Below are 14,398 nucleotides of genomic sequence, written 5' to 3'. Positions count from 1 at the left end.
GCAACACAGAGTAGAGGAGGTGGGCGATGGGCAATCAGATGACCGAGATGCTGAAGGGCACTCTCGAGGGCATCGTGCTCGCCGTACTGGCAGGCAGGCCCGCGTACGGGTACGAGATCACGGCGCAGCTGCGCGATCAGGGATTCTCCGACCTCGTCGAGGGCACCGTCTACGCGCTGCTGGTGCGGGTCGAGCAGAAGGGTCTCGTGGACGTGGAGAAGGTCCCGTCCGAGAAGGGGCCGCCCCGCAAGGTGTACACGCTGAACGCGCAGGGTCGCGAACAGCTCGAAGAGTTCTGGGGGACGTGGAGCTTCCTCTCCGAACGGATCGATCAGCTCCGCACACAAGACACCGAAGGAGACAACTGACATGGCCGCCAAGTGGTACGAACTGGTCACCGGATCGTTCGCCGACAAGAAGGCGTACCGGCAGTACAAGGCCCGCATCGCGGCGCTGCCCGAGCCCTACAAGACCGCCGCGAACGCCTACGAGCGCTACTTCATGTACAACGGCGGGATCACCGACGGCGACCCCGCAGTCATGATGACGATGCTCAACGATTTCGCCGATCTGTGGGAGCGCGCCGCTGCCGACGAGACCCCCGTCGCCGACATCGTCGGCGAGGACCCGGTCGAGTTCGCCGAGGCCTTCGCCGCTGCCTACTCGGGCAAGCGCTGGATCGACAAGGAGCGCACCCGGCTCACCGACACCATCAAGGGTCTCGACGGAAAGGACGCGAAATGACCACCGCAGCCATCTCCGTGCAGGGCGTCGAGAAGGCGTTCAAGGACCTCAAGGTGCTGCGCGGCGTCGACTTCGAGGTCGAGCGGGGGAGCATCTTCGCGCTGCTCGGCTCGAACGGCGCCGGCAAGACGACGGTCGTCCGCATCCTGTCGACGCTGCTCGGATCGGATGCCGGCACCGCCACCGTCAACGGGTTCGACGTCGCCGCCCGCCCGGGCGACGTGCGTCAGTCCATCAGCCTCACCGGGCAGTTCGCCGCCGTCGACGAGGTGCTCTCCGGACGCGAGAACCTCGTGCTCGTCGCCCAGCTGCGCCACCTCAAGAACCCCGGTGCCATCGCCGACGAGCTGCTCGCGCGGTTCTCGCTGACCGACGCCGGGGGCCGCAGGGCGGCCACCTACTCGGGCGGCATGCGACGCCGGCTCGACATCGCGATGAGCCTCATCGGCGACCCGCCGATCGTGTTCCTCGACGAGCCGACGACGGGCCTCGACCCGCAGGCGCGCATCGAGGTGTGGCAGACCGTGAAGCAGCTCGCGAAGAACGGCACCACGGTGCTCCTGACGACGCAGTACCTCGATGAGGCCGAGCAGCTCGCCGACCGCATCGCGATCCTCCACAAGGGGACGATCATCCAGAACGGCACCCTCGACGAACTCAAGAAGCTGCTTCCGCCGGCTCAGGTCGAGTACGTCGAGAAGCAGCCCACCCTCGAAGAGGTCTTCCTCGCTCTCGTCGGCGAGGACGGCTCGGCTCAGAAGGAGCTCTCATGACCACGCACGTGATCGGCGACACCGCCGTTCTCACCAGCCGGTCGCTGCGGCACATCCTCCGCAGCCCCGACACGATCATCACCACCGCCGTCACCCCGATCGCGCTGATGCTGCTGTTCACCTACGTGTTCGGCGGGGCGATCGACCTCGGCTCGCAGGCGTCCTACATCGACTACATGCTGCCCGGCATCCTGCTCATCACCATCGCATCGGGTGTGGCCTACACCGCCTACCGGCTGTTCCTCGACATGCAGGGCGGGATCTTCGAGCGGTTCCAGTCGATGCCGATCGCACGATCGAGCGTGCTGTGGGCGCACGTGCTCACCTCGCTCGTCGCGAACGTCATCTCGATCGCGATCGTCATCGGCGTCGGGCTGATCATGGGGTTCCGCACCGGGGCGTCGCTGTGGGTGTGGCTGGCCGTGGCCGGCATCCTGATCCTGTTCACGCTCGCACTGACGTGGATCGCGGTGATCGCGGGACTCTCGGCGAAGACCGTCGACGGGGCGAGCGCGTTCAGCTACCCGCTGATCTTCCTCCCGTTCATCAGCTCCGCCTTCGTGCCGACCGACTCGATGCCGGCCCCGGTGGCGTGGTTCGCCGAGAACCAGCCCGTCACGTCGATCGTCGACACCCTGCGGGCGCTGTTCGCCGGTGAGCCCGTGGGCACCGACATCTGGGTCGCGCTGGCGTGGCTCGTCGCGATCCTGATCGTCGCCTACGCGGGCGCCGTGGCGATCTACAAGCGCAAGATGCGCTGAACCCCGCAAGGGCGCCGCAGGGCGGCATCCGATGGCCATCGACCGGCTCACACCGCCGGTCGGTGGCCATCACTGCGTGCGCGGTCGCGGAGCCTCAGCGGGGTGAGGGGTCGTCGGTGCGGGACTGCCTTCTCGCGGCTCGCGCGGCGACGACGGTGACGATCGCGATCGCGCCCAGCGCACCGAGCCAGAGCCAGACGCTGGTCTCGATTCCGAGGACGGACTGCTGCACCGAGCCGCGCTCCGACGTGCCGGTCTCGTCGGCGTCGGAGCACCAGCCGAGGGTGATCAGCGGCGCGAACAGCACCGACGCGACGATCGCCGCTGCGATCCCCGTCCAGATGATCGCGCTGAGTGTCCATCGTCGCTGTGCCCGCACGCTCTCATTCAACCCGTTCGCGGCTGCGTCGGCGAGCGAGCTCGCGCCGTCCCACGGCGCATAACTCCTGCACTTTCGCGCCGCGCGCCCCCTATCCGGCTCGATCGGGGTCGCACGGCGCAGTTTTGCAGGAGTTATGCGCCCGGGACCGAGGCCGACCAGTCCACTCGTGCGCGAGAGGCACGCTGCACTCCGCCACCGCTCCTGATGTCATTGAGGGATGCCGAACGGACTCGTCTTCTCCTCCGACACCTCGACGATCGACGTGGACCTCGTTCACCGCTGGCTGTCAGAGGAGTCCTACTGGGCCCGCGGCCGCACGCGCGAGACCCATGAAGCCGCGATGGCGGGCTCCCGCAACTACGGCGTGTTCGACGCGCAGTCGGGGCAACAGCTCGCGTATGCGCGGGCGATCACCGATGGTGCGACGTTCGCCTGGATCGCGGACGTCTTCGTCGATCCCGCCGCGCGAGGGCGGGGTGTCGGCATCCGCGTCATGCAGGGCATCATCGACGATCTCGAACCGCTCGGCCTCAAGCGCACCGCCCTCTTCACCGAGGACGCGCACACCCTCTACGAGCGGTTCGGGTTCCAGTCCCTCCCCGATCCGGATGGCTGGATGCTGCGATGGGGCACCGGGTACGCGCCGGCCACGCCGTAGAGGCGAAACCGCGCCTCCCCGCCCGGCTCACAGCTCGTCGAGCAGCTGCTTCATCTCCTCGATCTCGGCCGTCTGGTCTTCGATGATCTTCTCGGCCAGTGCGACGGCGTCGGGGTCCTGACCGGCCTCGACCTCGCCCTCGGCCATGATGATCGCGCCTTCGTGGTGCTCGATCATCTGCTCGAGGAAGAGAGCGGATGCCTCGTCCCCGGCGGCGTCCTCGAGGGCGGCCATGTCGTCCTGCGACATCATGCCGTCGCCGTGATCCATGCCGTCCATGGGCATCTCGGCCTCCCAGTCGTCGAGCCACTCCTCCATGAGCTCGATCTCGGGCTGCTGGGCGGCCTTGATCCGCTCGGCGAGGGCGGTGACGTCCTCGTCGATGCCGTCCTTCGCGAGGAGCACGTTCGACATCTCGACGGCCTGCTCGTGGTGCGGGATCATCATCTGCGCGAACATGACGTCGGCGCTGTCGAACTCGGCCGACTCCGACGAGTCGTCGTGGTCCATGCCGGGCATGTCATCGGTGTCGGCGCCGGGGGCGCAGCCCGAGAGTGCGAGCATGAGGGCGAGGGTGGCGGCCGTCGCGGTGGTGCGGATGTTCATCGTGATCTCCAGGGGTGGTGCGGTACGGGGCGGATCAGGCGCCGGCGAGCTTCTCGGGGTCGAGGTCGAGCCGGCGCAGCAGCTGGGCGTTGAGGGCGACGACGATGGTCGACACCGACATGAGGATCGCGCCGACCGACATCGGCAGCACGAAGCCGATCGGTGCGAGGATTCCGGCGGCGAGCGGCACCGAGATCAGGTTGTAGCCGGCGGCCCACCACAGGTTCTGCGTCATCTTGCGGTAGCTGGCGTGCGACAGCTCGATCACCGACAGCACGGAGCGCGGGTCGTCGCTGGCGAGGATGACGCCGGCCGATGCGATCGCGACATCCGTCCCGGCGCCGATCGCGATGCCGACGTCGGCCTGTGCGAGCGCCGGTGCGTCGTTCACGCCGTCGCCCACCATGGCGACCTTGCGACCCTCGTCCTGCAGCTCCTTCACCGTGGACGCCTTGTCCTCGGGGCGCACGCCGGCGAAGACCCGATCGATGCCGAGTTCGGCGGCGACGGATGCCGCGACCGCCTGGGCGTCGCCGGTGATCATGACGACCTGCACGCCGCGCTGGCGAAGAGCGCTCACCGCCTGGCGGGACTCGGGACGAATCTCGTCGGCCAGGCGCAGTGCGCCCGCGACTTCGCCGTCGACGAGCACGTGCAGGATGATCGCGCCCTCGCCGCGCCACGTCTCGGCAACGGGCAGCTCGGCACCGCCCTCCTGGGCGAGCAGGGCGGGGCCCCCCGCCTGCACGCGCCCGCCCTCCACGCGCGCACTCACGCCGACCGCGGGCGCCGAGGAGAAGTCGGCTGCGGCCGGCACCGCGAGTCCGCGCTCACGGGCCGCTGCGACGATGGCGTGGGCGAGCGGATGCTCCGAATCGGCCTCCGCGGCGGCGGCGAGAGCGAGCACGCGGTCGGCGGCGTACCCGGGGGCCGGCTCGACGGCCGTGACGGCCGGGGTGCCCTTGGTGAGCGTGCCCGTCTTGTCGAAGAGGACGGTGTCGACGGTGCGCATGCTCTCGAGGGCGAGGCGGTCCTTCACCAGCACGCCGCTGCGGGCGGCGCGCTCGGTCGCGATCGAGACGACGAGCGGGATCGCGAGTCCGAGCGCATGCGGGCACGCGATCACGAGCACGGTGATCGTGCGCACGACGGCTTCGTCCGGCATCCCGAGCACAGACCAGACGATGGCCGTGAGCGCCGCGGCGCCGAGCGCGAACCAGAACAGCCAGCCTGCGGCGCGGTCGGCGAGGCGCTGCGCGCGAGAGGACGAGTTCTGCGCGTCGGTGACGAGTCGCTGGATGCCGGCGAGCGCGGTGTCGTCGCCCACGGCAGTGATCTGCACACGCAGCCCTGAATCAGTGGCGACGGTGCCGGCGACGACGGGGTCGTGCGCGGCGCGACGGACGGGGTGGGACTCGCCGGTGATCATCGACTCGTCCATGCTGGCCGAGCCCTGCACGACGCGGCCGTCGGCGGGCACGCGCCCGCCGGGACGAACGACCACGACATCTCCCACCCGCAGTTCCGCCGGGGCGATCGTGACCGTCTCATCGCCGACGACCTTCTCGGCCTCGTCGGGCAGGAGGGCGGCGAGCGAGTCGAGCGCGTTCGTCGTCTGGGCGAGCGAGCGCATCTCGATCCAGTGGCCGAGGAGCATGATCACGATGAGGAGCGCGAGCTCCCACCAGAAGTCGAGCTGGTGGTGCAGGAGGCCGAGGGTGGCGCCCCACGACGCGACGAACGCGACCGTGATCGCGAGGCCGATGAGCAGCATCATGCCGGGCTTGCGCGCACGCAGCTCCTGCGCGGCGCCGGTGAGGAATGGCGCGCCGCCCCATACGAACATGATCGTGCCGAGAACGGGGGAGATCCACGCGACCCACGCCGCCTCGGGCAGCGGGTAGCCGAGGAGCATCGCGAACATCGGGGAGAAGCCGACGACCGGGACCGCGAGGATCAGATTCCACCAGAACAGCCGGCGGAAGCGCTCAGCGTGTCCGGCGCCGTGCCCCGCGTGGCCGCCGTGCCCGGCGTGCGTGGCGTGCGTGGGGTCGGCGTGGTCGACGTGTCCGGCGTGGTCGATGCCCGCGTGCGTCGTGTGGCCGGCGTGGTCGTGCTGTTCCATCGCGAGTCTCCTTCGATCATGCAGCGCTGCTGCAGCTCTCGCGGGACGTAACTATTATACCCCCGTAGGGTATTCCGCGAGCCGGGCTGACGCGGCAGTTTCCACACAAGCGCCCGGCAGTCGGCGCGTCCCCTTCCCGTCTGGCAGGGTGGAGGCGGGAGCCGGAACACGGTTACCCGCCCCTTGCCTAGAAGGAGTCGCCCATGGAGGTCGCCGGAGTCATCGGCATCCTGACCATTGTCGGTATCGCGGTCGTCGCCGTGATCATCGTCGGACTGATCACGCTTCTATTCGCACGAAGCTGGATCAAGGTCGCGCGCGCCGACGAGGCGCTGGTCATCTCGGGACGCAAGCAGAAGGTACAGAGCACCGTGATCGGCGCCGACGGCTCCAGCCGGTCCGAGATGTCGGAGTCACCTGTCACGGTGATCGTCAACGGCAAGTCGCTGGTGAACCCCATCACCCAGCGGCACGAGATCATCTCACTGCGCTCGCGGCAGGTGTCGCTGAACGCCGAAGCCCAGTCGCTCGACAACGTCACCCTCAATGTCGACGGCGTGGCGATCGTCAAGATCGGCTCCGACCCGCTGTTCGTCCGCCGCGCGGCCGAACGCTTCGCTTCGCAGGACAAAGCGATCGAGCAGTTCACGACCGAGCAACTCGAGGGCGCCCTGCGCGGCATCGTCGCGACCCTCTCCGTGGTCGAGCTCATGCGGGAGCGCAAGAAGTTCTCCGACCAGATCGCCGCCGAGGTCTCCCAAGAGCTCGCCGAGCAGGGCCTCATCCTCGACTCGTTCCAGATCAAGGGCATCACCGACGCCGTGGGCTACATCCGGTCGCTCGGCGCGCCCGAGATCCAGGCGAAGCGACAGTCGGCCGAGATCGCGCAGACGAACGCCGATCGTGCGATCAACCAGAAGATCATCGCCAACCAGGAGGCGAACCTCGTCGAGCAGACCGCGCTCGACACCAACACCGCCAACGCCAACGCGGGCGTCGGCCGCGCGCGTGCCGAAGCCGAGAAGGCCGAGGAGCTCGCCCACGCGAAGGCCGAGCAGGCGGTCCTGCAGCAGCAGGCCGAGAACAAGCAGGCGCAACTGGATGCCGACGTCAAGCGCGTCGCCGATGCACAGCGATACGAGGCCGAGACCCGCGCCCAAGCCGAGCTGTACACGCGCGAGCGCTCCGCCGAGGCCGCCGCGATCGAGCAGGTCAAGCAGGCCGAAGCCCGCACCCGGATCGCCGAGCAGCAGGCCGAGGCCGACAAGGCCCGCGCGGCCGGTGAGGCCACGGCAGCCGAGGCGAAGGCCGCGGGTGAGGCGGCAGCACTGCGCTCGCTCGCCGATGCCGAGGCATCCGCTCGCCGTCTTCGCGCGCAGGCCGAGGCCGACGCGATCCGTGCCGAGGGTGAGGCCCGCGCGCGTGCACTCGAGGCCGAAGCCGAGGCGATCGCGTCGAACCAGGAGGCATTCCTGTCGCAGCGTGTGCTCGACGTGCTGCCGTCGATCATGTCCGAGTTCGCCAAGGGCTACGCCGCGATCGGCAACATCTCGATCATCGGCGGCGCGCCCGACGACGGTGCCAGCGGCGTCGTCGGGAGCGACAGCGCGAAGGCGATGCGGTCGGTGTTCGACAGCGTCGAGGCGGCCACCGGGCTCGACCTCGCCGCCATCATCCAGGGGCGGACTGTGGGTCGCAGCATCGGCGCGGGCATGGCCGAGGTGGCGCCCGCGAAGGCCGGTGCGGCGCCGACGACCGACGACGGGCAGGAGAGGGCGGTGCCGGCAGCGGAAGTCGGGGCCTAGCGGACTGTGCGGAGGGGCCGATCCTGCCGGGTCGGCCCCTCCGCCGTGCGCGGCACCCGTCGCGCCCGCGGTAGCTCAGCGGTACTGCTCGGCGCAGCATGCTCGGGTAGCGTCGAACGATGACCTCGACCTCGGACCCCATCGCAGGTTGGCGCACGGCAGCACGTTGGCTTCTCGTCGTGCTGCTCGCCGCGGCGGGCGCGTCCCACCTGTCGTGGGGCAGGCGGGGTTACCGCATCGTGGTGCCGGACTGGTCGACGCGCGTCACGGGCCTCAGCAAGGACGCGATCGTCGTGGGCTCGGGTGTGGTCGAGCTGGCGCTCGCCGGCGCGGTCGCGACGATGCCCCGGCAGCGGAGCGTCGGCTGGCTCGTCGCGGCGTTCTTCGTCGCCGTCTTCCCGGGAAACCTCCATCAGTGGCGAACCGGCCGGTCGGCGCCGATGCTCCGCACCGATTGCGCCCGCTTCGTGCGCCTGCTGCTCCAGCCGGTCCTGGTCGCGTGGGCCCTGTGGGCGACGCGATAGCCGCACACCCGGCAGGGGGCGTACCCTGACATCAGATGACCTGGACCCTGTCATCGGCGCGACACGCTCTGTGCGCGCCACTCATGGCAGGGGGTATCGAAATGTCGGTCATCTCACCTGGACAGGTCCGGTCGACCGTTCGCTCGACGATGCCCCGGGCATCTAACAGCTACACCGAGCTGTCCCAGCTGGTCACGGCGAGCGGTCTCATGCGTCGCCGCTACGGCTACTACTGGACGAAGCTCATCGCGGCGCCGATCGTGCTCGCGGCGGTGCTCGCCGCGTTTATCGTCGTCGGCGACACGTGGTGGCAGCTCGTGACCGCCGCAGTGCTGGCGGTCGTGCTCACGCAGGTCGCGATGCTCGGGCATGACGCCGCGCACCGGCAGATCTTCCGTTCGGGACGCTGGAACGACTGGACCACGCTGGTCATCAGCAACTTCCTCGTCGGGCTGAGCTACGGATGGTGGCAGCACAAGCACACGCGCCATCACGCGAATCCGAACAAGATCGGCAGCGACCCCGACATCGACCTGCCGGTGATCGCCTTCACTCCCGAGCAGGCCGATCGCCGGCGCGCCAGCCGCAACGGGCCGCTGAGGTGGCTCATCGCGCACCAGGGTGTGTTCTTCTTCCCGATCCTGCTGCTCGAGGGCCTCTCGCTGCACGCGTCGAGCGTGCGCCGGGTGTTCTCGCGCGAGCCGCTGCGTCGACGTCCGATCGAGATCGCCTTTCTCGCGGTCCGGATCATCGGGTTCGTGGTGCTCGTCTTCCTGGTGCTCTCGCCGGGGATCGCGTTCGCGTTCATCGGGGTCCAGCTCGGCCTGTTCGGCGTCTACATGGGCATGGCATTCGCTCCGAACCACAAGGGGATGCCGCTGGTCCCGGCCGATGTGAAGGTGGACTTCCTCCGCCGCCAGGTGCTCATGAGCCGGAACGTCCGCGGCAGCCGGATGCTGGACACGGTCATGGGAGGGCTGAACTTCCAGGTCGAGCACCACCTATTCCCCTCCATGCCGCGCCCCCACCTGCGGGCGGCATCCGGAATGATCTCCGCGTTCTGCCGCGAACACGGCGTGACCTACACCGAGACGGGGCTGTGGCAGTCGTACGGGATCGTCGTGCGCTACATCAACCGTGTCGGGCTCGGCGAGCGGGATCCGTTCGAGTGTCCGCTGCTCGCCCAGCGGGAGACGGTGTAGGCGGCGCGCGTCGCGGGCGGGGCAGTCTCGGCGGCTCAGAGCTCGAGGCGGCCGGCGATGACGTCTGCCGCGACGACGCCGATGCGCGTCTGCGTGGAGCGGGCGCGGGTGCGGATGCGCGCGAACGCCTCGTCCATGTCGATGTTCTGCCGCTGAGCGAGGTATCCCTTGGCCTGTTCGATCACCACCCGGCTGTCCAGCGCGCGCTGGAGCTGCGCCTGGGCGAGCTCGGCCTCCTCGACCAGCCTCTGCTGCAGGATGCTGATGGTGGCGATGTCCGCGAGGGCCTGCGCCGCCGAGGCATCGGCCGCATTGAGCGCTCCCGGTTCATCGCGCAGGAGGTTCAGCGATCCCAGGGTCGAGTTGCGCAGCCGCAGGGGGATCGCGTGGATCGACGAGAACCCGGAGACACGGGCATCCGCCGCGAAGGCCGGCCATCGGTCGTCGACCAGGTCGATGTCCTCGACCGAGACGACCTCACCGGTCGTCGCCGCCTCGACGCACGGACCGGCGCCCGCCTTCAGCTGCATGAGCTCGACGAGTTCGCTCCGCTCGCTGGTGGACACGATCACCTCGAGCCGGTTCGACGGGCTCAGGAGCAGGATGCCGGCCGCAGACGCGTCGAAGAGCGAGATGCATTCGTCGACGAGCTGCTGGAGAACGTCGACGACGTCGAAGTCGTCGACCAGGGAGTCCGCCAGGGCCACGAAGGTTCCCAGCAGCTGATGTTCGCGGGTGAGCGCCATCATGTCGTCATCCTAAACCTCGGCTCGTCACAGGGTCAGGTCCAGTCGCCGGGCGATGACCTCGGCCGCGATCTCGCGCACCGGCAGGCCCGCCGCGTACGCGTGACCGCGGAGGAGCACCAGCGCATCGTCGACGTCGATCCGGTTCCTGGCGGCGATCATCCCGGTCGCCTGGTGCACCTGTCGTCGTGAGTAGGGCTCGTCCGCCGCCTCATCGTCGCTCACCTCGAGGCGACCCAGCGCCCGGCGGAGGAGGGTGCCCGAGACGATGACCGCAAGCTTGCTCAGCCCGGCGATGTCCGTGCCGGACAGTTCGCGCGCGGCCATCGAATAGAGGGCGATGGACCCGATGCTGACCGTGCCGACATAGAGGGGGAACGCGTACAGCGCCCCCACATCGAGCTCGCGCAGCGCCGCCCAGGCGCCCGGCCACTCGGTTCCGCCGTCGAGCTGGAGATCGGATGCCGCGACCGGCCGCCGCGTCCGCAGGGCCTGCCACGAGGGACCCTCACCCAGGTCGATCTGCACCTCGTCGATCCGCGCGCCCAACGTCGTGCTGGCGCACACCGTCTGCGAACCCATCGGCGAGCCGAGGGTGGAGATCACCGCACCGGGCATCGAGACCGCCGCCCGCAGCGGGGAGCACAGGTCGTCGCTCGCCTCGGTGAGCGCGGCGGCAGCGAGCGAGAAGGCATCGTCCGGTGGTTCACCGGCTGTCATGGACATCGCCCCCGCCGTTCGCTTCGGAATGAGCAGGCGCTGGGTCTGGGTGCCCTCGTCGCGAGCGTACACCGCGAGGCGACTCCGGGCGTGGGGTCGTCAGGTCGTCCCGCGCCACGGCGTGAGCCGGGGCCACCAGCCGGGAACGTTCTGCCGGTACTCGACGTACTGATCGCCGTACGTGCGGGCGAGCGTCGGCTCCTCGTAGCCCTTCACGAATGCGAAGACCGCGGCGAAGACGAGCGCGGCGTAGACCACGACTCCCCAGCTGCCGAACAGCAGCGCCTGACCGAGGATGATCGCGAGCACCGCGAGGTACATCGGATTGCGGACGAAGCGGTAGACACCGGTCACGACCAGCGTCTGCGTCGGGGCGACCGGGGCCGGCGTGCCCTGGTGCAGCGCGAACAGCGCGAAGGCGTACAGCAGGAATGCCACCCCCGCGGCGATCAGGATCCACGCGACCGGCACGACGAACCAGGCCGCACCGCCCCAGTCGTGCCGCTGCCAGCCGGAGATGAGCCAGGGGAGGAGACCGGCGACGACGCCGGGTGCGACGAAGAGGAAGACGATCGTCCCGATCCACGCGCGGGCGGTCGCGGATGCCTCGGCCATGCGCGCCACGCTAGACCCGTTCGTGCGACCGTGCGAGGACGCCGACACAGCTGCGGGCCGCCGCGGCCATACGATCGTCGTGGTGCGTCGCGAGCCGACCGCCGCGCGCCGACGCCCCCACGAAAGGCCCCGCACTAGCCGTGTACTCGCTGCTCCTCGCGATCATCTACATCGCCTTCATCAGCCTCGGACTGCCCGACGCCCTGGTGGGCGCGGGCTGGCCGGTCATGCACGAGAGCCTGGGCGTGCCCGTCGCGTTCGCCGGCATCCTCTCGATGATCATCGCGGCGGGAACCATCCTGTCGAGCCTCGCGTCGGAGCGCATCACCCGCCGATTCGGCGTCGGCATCGTGACGGCGGTGAGCGTCGGGATGACCGCGGCCGCGCTGGTGGGCTTCTCGGTGAGCGACTCGTTCTGGATGCTGTGCCTCTGGGCGATCCCGTACGGCCTCGGCGCCGGCGCGGTCGATGCGGCGCTCAACAACTACGTCGCCGTGCACTACGCCGCGCGACACATGAACTGGCTGCACGCATGCTGGGGCCTGGGCGCCTCGATCAGCCCGTTCATCATGAGCTACACGCTGTCGTCGGGGATGGGGTGGTCCAGCGCGTATCTCATCGTCGGAGTCCTCCAGGCGGTGCTGACGTTCGCGCTGCTCATCAGCATCCCGCTGTGGGGCAAGGTCAACCCGATCGTGCCGAGCGGCGACGGTGCGGTAGGCGACGAGGCCGGCGAGGGAGCGGACCAGGACGACGACGAGCCGGCGGGGCGCGGAGCCAGCCACGTGCCGCTCGCGCAGGCCCTGCGAATTCCCGGCGTCCTGTTCATCCTCACCGCCTTCTTCGCCTACTGCGCGCTGGAGAGCACGGCGATCCTCTGGGCGTCGACCTACCTCGTCGCCGACCGCGGAGTCGCACCCGCGACCGCAGCCGCGTTCGGTGCGTTGTTCCTCCTGGGTGTCACCGCGGGCAGATTCCTGGCGGGCTTCTTCGCCGACAAGGTCGGCGACCGCGGGATGATCCGCGGCGGCTTCGCGACCGTCGGTCTCGGAATCGTCCTGCTGGCTCTCCCCGTGCCGACGAACGTGTTCGCCCTCGCCGGGCTCGTGATCGCCGGGCTCGGCTGCGCGCCGATCTACCCCGCGATCATCCACTCCACCCCGGTGAACTTCGGCCGCCGCAACTCGCAGGCGATCATCGGCATCCAGATGGCGGCGGCCTACACCGGCTCCACGTTCGCCCCGCCGCTCTTCGGCGCGATCTCCGCCTGGACGGGAATGTGGATCCTCCCCCTCTTCCTCGCGGTGCTCGTCGTGCTGGGCGTGTTGATGTCGGAGCGCCTCAACCGGCTCGTCCGGCGTCGGGAGCTCGTGGCTTAGCGACTTCTTGCCTCTGGGCGGTGGGTGTCTACAGATAGCCGGGCCGGCTCAGGGCACCACCTGAATCGCCGACTTCGCGGCGAGGAGGTCCAGCGCGTCCATCGGGTCACCCTCCGTGCAGGTGACGGCGAGCGCGAATCCGTAGAGCGGGCCGGTGAGGGCCCGGGCGACCGTCACCCACCTGCCGGTATCCCTCGTGCCCGCGAGGAGCCGCATGGCGATCAGGTCGTTGCCGGGCACGCCGAGCGCGAATCCGCCGTCGACCACGTCTTCCGCTTCGTACGCGCCCGGGTCTTCGATCGTGTCCATGAGCATCTGGTTGCTCGCTTCGAGGTCGCTGAGATCGGCGTCCTCCTCGTCGAGACGAGATTGCTGGTACTCCGCCGTGCAGTCTCCGTCCGTGGAGGCGAACGTCCACATGCCGTCGTCCGGTTCGCCCTCGTCGTAGGTCCATGACGCGTCGTCCATGAGCGCGGCATCCACCCACCGCCCGCCGGACGACTCGACGAGATTCGCGCCATCGTCGAAGTCGAGCGCCTCCAGGACGTTCCAGTCGACTCTGCCGAGTCCGACGTGGAGGGCTTCCGCGCCTGCCACGGCGGGGAGAAGCTCGTACAGCTGCTGGCCGCTCGCACCGGTCATCGAACCGGCCTCGCAGTCGAGCTTGATCACCAGCGCGGTCTCGAGTGCACCGAACACCCTCGCCGCCGCCAGCCAGCTGCGACCGTCGCTCCAGCCGCCGGCGCGCACCCGGAAGTCAGCCATCATCGGATACCGGCCGACGACAGGGAACAAGACATCCGACCCTTCCTCGGTGATGTCATCGACCGGGATCTCGGTGACCTGCGCGAGCAGCTGGTTCGACAAGCTGCGGTCGTCGAGGGTGGGATCGAGGCCGTCGAGCGTGAATCGGTGATACCGCGAAGCGATGCAGTCCTCGGCGAAATGCTGCTCCTCCCAGTCATCGCGCGGGTTCACCACGGCGAAGCCGTGTGACATGTCCAAGGGCTCCGCATGCCAACCGCCGAGCCACACCTCCGGATCGAGGTCGGCGCCCGCTTCGAACGTGAGCTCTTCCGGCGGCGCCGGCACATCCGGGCGCTCGATGGGAGTGGTCGAGGGCGACGGCTCCGGGGCCTCGGCGGCGCCCGCGTCGGACGGCGTCGGGCCGCCGCTGCAGCCGGCTATCGTCACGGCAACGCTGACGATGAATACACAGGCGAGGTGCCTCAAAGAGGCGTGCATAGGCGCATCCTGCTCCTGCCGCTTCTCTGCTGTCAATGGGAGCTCGTGGCGTAGCGCGTATCAAGCCCATCGCGGCGGGCCTCTGCGCAGTATCATCAAGCCAACATCCGGCG

The 14,398-nt window shown here is 69.3% G+C and carries 16 protein-coding genes; 9 read left to right on the top strand and 7 right to left on the bottom strand.

Annotated features, from left to right (window positions below; all coding sequences use genetic code 11):
- Positions 1 to 26 precede the first annotated feature (26 nt).
- Genes ASD93_RS08660 through ASD93_RS08645 form a run of 4 tightly spaced genes read left to right on the top strand, consistent with a single transcriptional unit; the run spans position 27 to position 2,278 of the window.
- Positions 27 to 368, top strand: a complete 342-nt coding sequence (locus ASD93_RS08660; RefSeq protein WP_056121400.1) for a PadR family transcriptional regulator — start codon at positions 27 to 29, stop codon at positions 366 to 368.
- 1 nt (position 369) lies between these two features.
- On the top strand, positions 370 to 744 hold the full coding sequence (locus ASD93_RS08655) for a DUF1048 domain-containing protein (RefSeq protein WP_056121399.1): 375 nt from the start codon (positions 370 to 372) through the stop codon (positions 742 to 744).
- On the top strand, positions 741 to 1,517 hold the full coding sequence (locus ASD93_RS08650) for an ABC transporter ATP-binding protein (protein ID WP_056121397.1): 777 nt from the start codon (positions 741 to 743) through the stop codon (positions 1,515 to 1,517). Before ASD93_RS08655 ends, ASD93_RS08650 begins: the two co-directional genes overlap by 4 nt.
- Positions 1,514 to 2,278, top strand: a complete 765-nt coding sequence (locus ASD93_RS08645; protein ID WP_056121396.1) for an ABC transporter permease — start codon at positions 1,514 to 1,516, stop codon at positions 2,276 to 2,278. Before ASD93_RS08650 ends, ASD93_RS08645 begins: the two co-directional genes overlap by 4 nt.
- 94 nt (positions 2,279 to 2,372) lie before the next feature.
- On the opposite strand, the gene ASD93_RS08640 is transcribed toward ASD93_RS08645, so the two are convergent.
- A complete protein-coding gene (locus tag ASD93_RS08640; protein ID WP_056121394.1) occupies positions 2,373 to 2,657 on the bottom strand; it encodes a hypothetical protein in 285 nt (94 codons plus the stop codon).
- Between the two features lie 220 nt (positions 2,658 to 2,877).
- Between ASD93_RS08640 and ASD93_RS08635 the strand changes: the two genes are divergently transcribed.
- Complete coding sequence (locus tag ASD93_RS08635; RefSeq protein WP_056121392.1) at positions 2,878 to 3,318, top strand: GNAT family N-acetyltransferase; 441 nt, start codon at positions 2,878 to 2,880, stop codon at positions 3,316 to 3,318.
- Between the two features lie 27 nt (positions 3,319 to 3,345).
- Here ASD93_RS08635 and ASD93_RS08630 read toward each other — a convergent pair whose 3' ends face one another.
- The gene (locus tag ASD93_RS08630; RefSeq protein ID WP_056121390.1) at positions 3,346 to 3,924 is read right to left on the bottom strand and encodes a DUF305 domain-containing protein; all 579 of its coding nucleotides are present in this window, start codon (positions 3,922 to 3,924) and stop codon (positions 3,346 to 3,348) included.
- 34 nt (positions 3,925 to 3,958) lie between these two features.
- Positions 3,959 to 6,049 carry a heavy metal translocating P-type ATPase gene (locus ASD93_RS08625; RefSeq protein ID WP_056121388.1) on the bottom strand — a complete coding sequence of 697 codons (2,091 nt, stop codon included), beginning with the start codon at positions 6,047 to 6,049 and terminating at the stop codon, positions 3,959 to 3,961.
- 203 nt (positions 6,050 to 6,252) lie between these two features.
- Here ASD93_RS08625 and ASD93_RS08620 point away from each other — a divergent pair, with 203 nt between their 5' ends.
- From ASD93_RS08620 to ASD93_RS08610, 3 genes are all read left to right on the top strand, one after another.
- Positions 6,253 to 7,854 carry an SPFH domain-containing protein gene (locus ASD93_RS08620; protein ID WP_056121386.1) on the top strand — a complete coding sequence of 534 codons (1,602 nt, stop codon included), beginning with the start codon at positions 6,253 to 6,255 and terminating at the stop codon, positions 7,852 to 7,854.
- Positions 7,855 to 7,973: 119 nt separating this feature from the next.
- Complete coding sequence (locus tag ASD93_RS08615; protein ID WP_056121384.1) at positions 7,974 to 8,378, top strand: hypothetical protein; 405 nt, start codon at positions 7,974 to 7,976, stop codon at positions 8,376 to 8,378.
- A 149-nt stretch (positions 8,379 to 8,527) separates the two neighbouring features.
- Entirely contained in the window at positions 8,528 to 9,580 is a 1,053-nt protein-coding gene (locus tag ASD93_RS08610; protein ID WP_414843699.1) for a fatty acid desaturase family protein, read from the top strand.
- Between the two features lie 35 nt (positions 9,581 to 9,615).
- Here ASD93_RS08610 and ASD93_RS08605 read toward each other — a convergent pair whose 3' ends face one another.
- The 3 genes from ASD93_RS08605 to ASD93_RS08595 form a co-directional block, all read right to left on the bottom strand.
- Positions 9,616 to 10,329: an ANTAR domain-containing protein gene (locus tag ASD93_RS08605; protein WP_414843698.1), complete on the bottom strand. Its 714-nt coding sequence runs from the start codon at positions 10,327 to 10,329 to the stop codon at positions 9,616 to 9,618.
- A gap of 24 nt (positions 10,330 to 10,353) precedes the next feature.
- Positions 10,354 to 11,052 carry a GAF and ANTAR domain-containing protein gene (locus ASD93_RS08600; protein ID WP_056124228.1) on the bottom strand — a complete coding sequence of 233 codons (699 nt, stop codon included), beginning with the start codon at positions 11,050 to 11,052 and terminating at the stop codon, positions 10,354 to 10,356.
- A gap of 93 nt (positions 11,053 to 11,145) precedes the next feature.
- The gene (locus ASD93_RS08595) at positions 11,146 to 11,661 is read right to left on the bottom strand and encodes a methyltransferase family protein (RefSeq protein ID WP_056121379.1); all 516 of its coding nucleotides are present in this window, start codon (positions 11,659 to 11,661) and stop codon (positions 11,146 to 11,148) included.
- Positions 11,662 to 11,801: 140 nt separating this feature from the next.
- Between ASD93_RS08595 and ASD93_RS08590 the strand changes: the two genes are divergently transcribed.
- Positions 11,802 to 13,040, top strand: a complete 1,239-nt coding sequence (locus ASD93_RS08590) for an MFS transporter (RefSeq protein ID WP_056121377.1) — start codon at positions 11,802 to 11,804, stop codon at positions 13,038 to 13,040.
- Between the two features lie 48 nt (positions 13,041 to 13,088).
- Here the strand turns inward: ASD93_RS08590 and ASD93_RS08585 are convergent, their stop codons facing one another.
- The gene (locus ASD93_RS08585; protein ID WP_056121374.1) at positions 13,089 to 14,234 is read right to left on the bottom strand and encodes a hypothetical protein; all 1,146 of its coding nucleotides are present in this window, start codon (positions 14,232 to 14,234) and stop codon (positions 13,089 to 13,091) included.
- Positions 14,235 to 14,398 lie beyond the last annotated feature (164 nt).

Source organism: Microbacterium sp. Root180 (genome assembly GCF_001428485.1).
GTDB lineage: Bacteria > Actinomycetota > Actinomycetes > Actinomycetales > Microbacteriaceae > Microbacterium.
Note: the sequence above shows the minus strand (reverse complement) of the source record. Positions and strands in the feature narration are given on the sequence as shown.

Coding starts and splice junctions, on each gene's coding strand:
- ASD93_RS08660 (WP_056121400.1), top strand. CDS start 27: ATGGGCAATCAGATGACCGAGATGCTGAAGGGCACTCTCGAGGGCATC.
- ASD93_RS08655 (WP_056121399.1), top strand. CDS start 370: ATGGCCGCCAAGTGGTACGAACTGGTCACCGGATCGTTCGCCGACAAG.
- ASD93_RS08650 (WP_056121397.1), top strand. CDS start 741: ATGACCACCGCAGCCATCTCCGTGCAGGGCGTCGAGAAGGCGTTCAAG.
- ASD93_RS08645 (WP_056121396.1), top strand. CDS start 1,514: ATGACCACGCACGTGATCGGCGACACCGCCGTTCTCACCAGCCGGTCG.
- ASD93_RS08635 (WP_056121392.1), top strand. CDS start 2,878: ATGCCGAACGGACTCGTCTTCTCCTCCGACACCTCGACGATCGACGTG.
- ASD93_RS08630 (WP_056121390.1), bottom strand. CDS start 3,924: ATGAACATCCGCACCACCGCGACGGCCGCCACCCTCGCCCTCATGCTC.
- ASD93_RS08625 (WP_056121388.1), bottom strand. CDS start 6,049: ATGGAACAGCACGACCACGCCGGCCACACGACGCACGCGGGCATCGAC.
- ASD93_RS08620 (WP_056121386.1), top strand. CDS start 6,253: ATGGAGGTCGCCGGAGTCATCGGCATCCTGACCATTGTCGGTATCGCG.
- ASD93_RS08615 (WP_056121384.1), top strand. CDS start 7,974: ATGACCTCGACCTCGGACCCCATCGCAGGTTGGCGCACGGCAGCACGT.
- ASD93_RS08610 (WP_414843699.1), top strand. CDS start 8,528: ATGCCCCGGGCATCTAACAGCTACACCGAGCTGTCCCAGCTGGTCACG.
- ASD93_RS08605 (WP_414843698.1), bottom strand. CDS start 10,329: ATGATGGCGCTCACCCGCGAACATCAGCTGCTGGGAACCTTCGTGGCC.
- ASD93_RS08600 (WP_056124228.1), bottom strand. CDS start 11,052: ATGTCCATGACAGCCGGTGAACCACCGGACGATGCCTTCTCGCTCGCT.
- ASD93_RS08595 (WP_056121379.1), bottom strand. CDS start 11,661: ATGGCCGAGGCATCCGCGACCGCCCGCGCGTGGATCGGGACGATCGTC.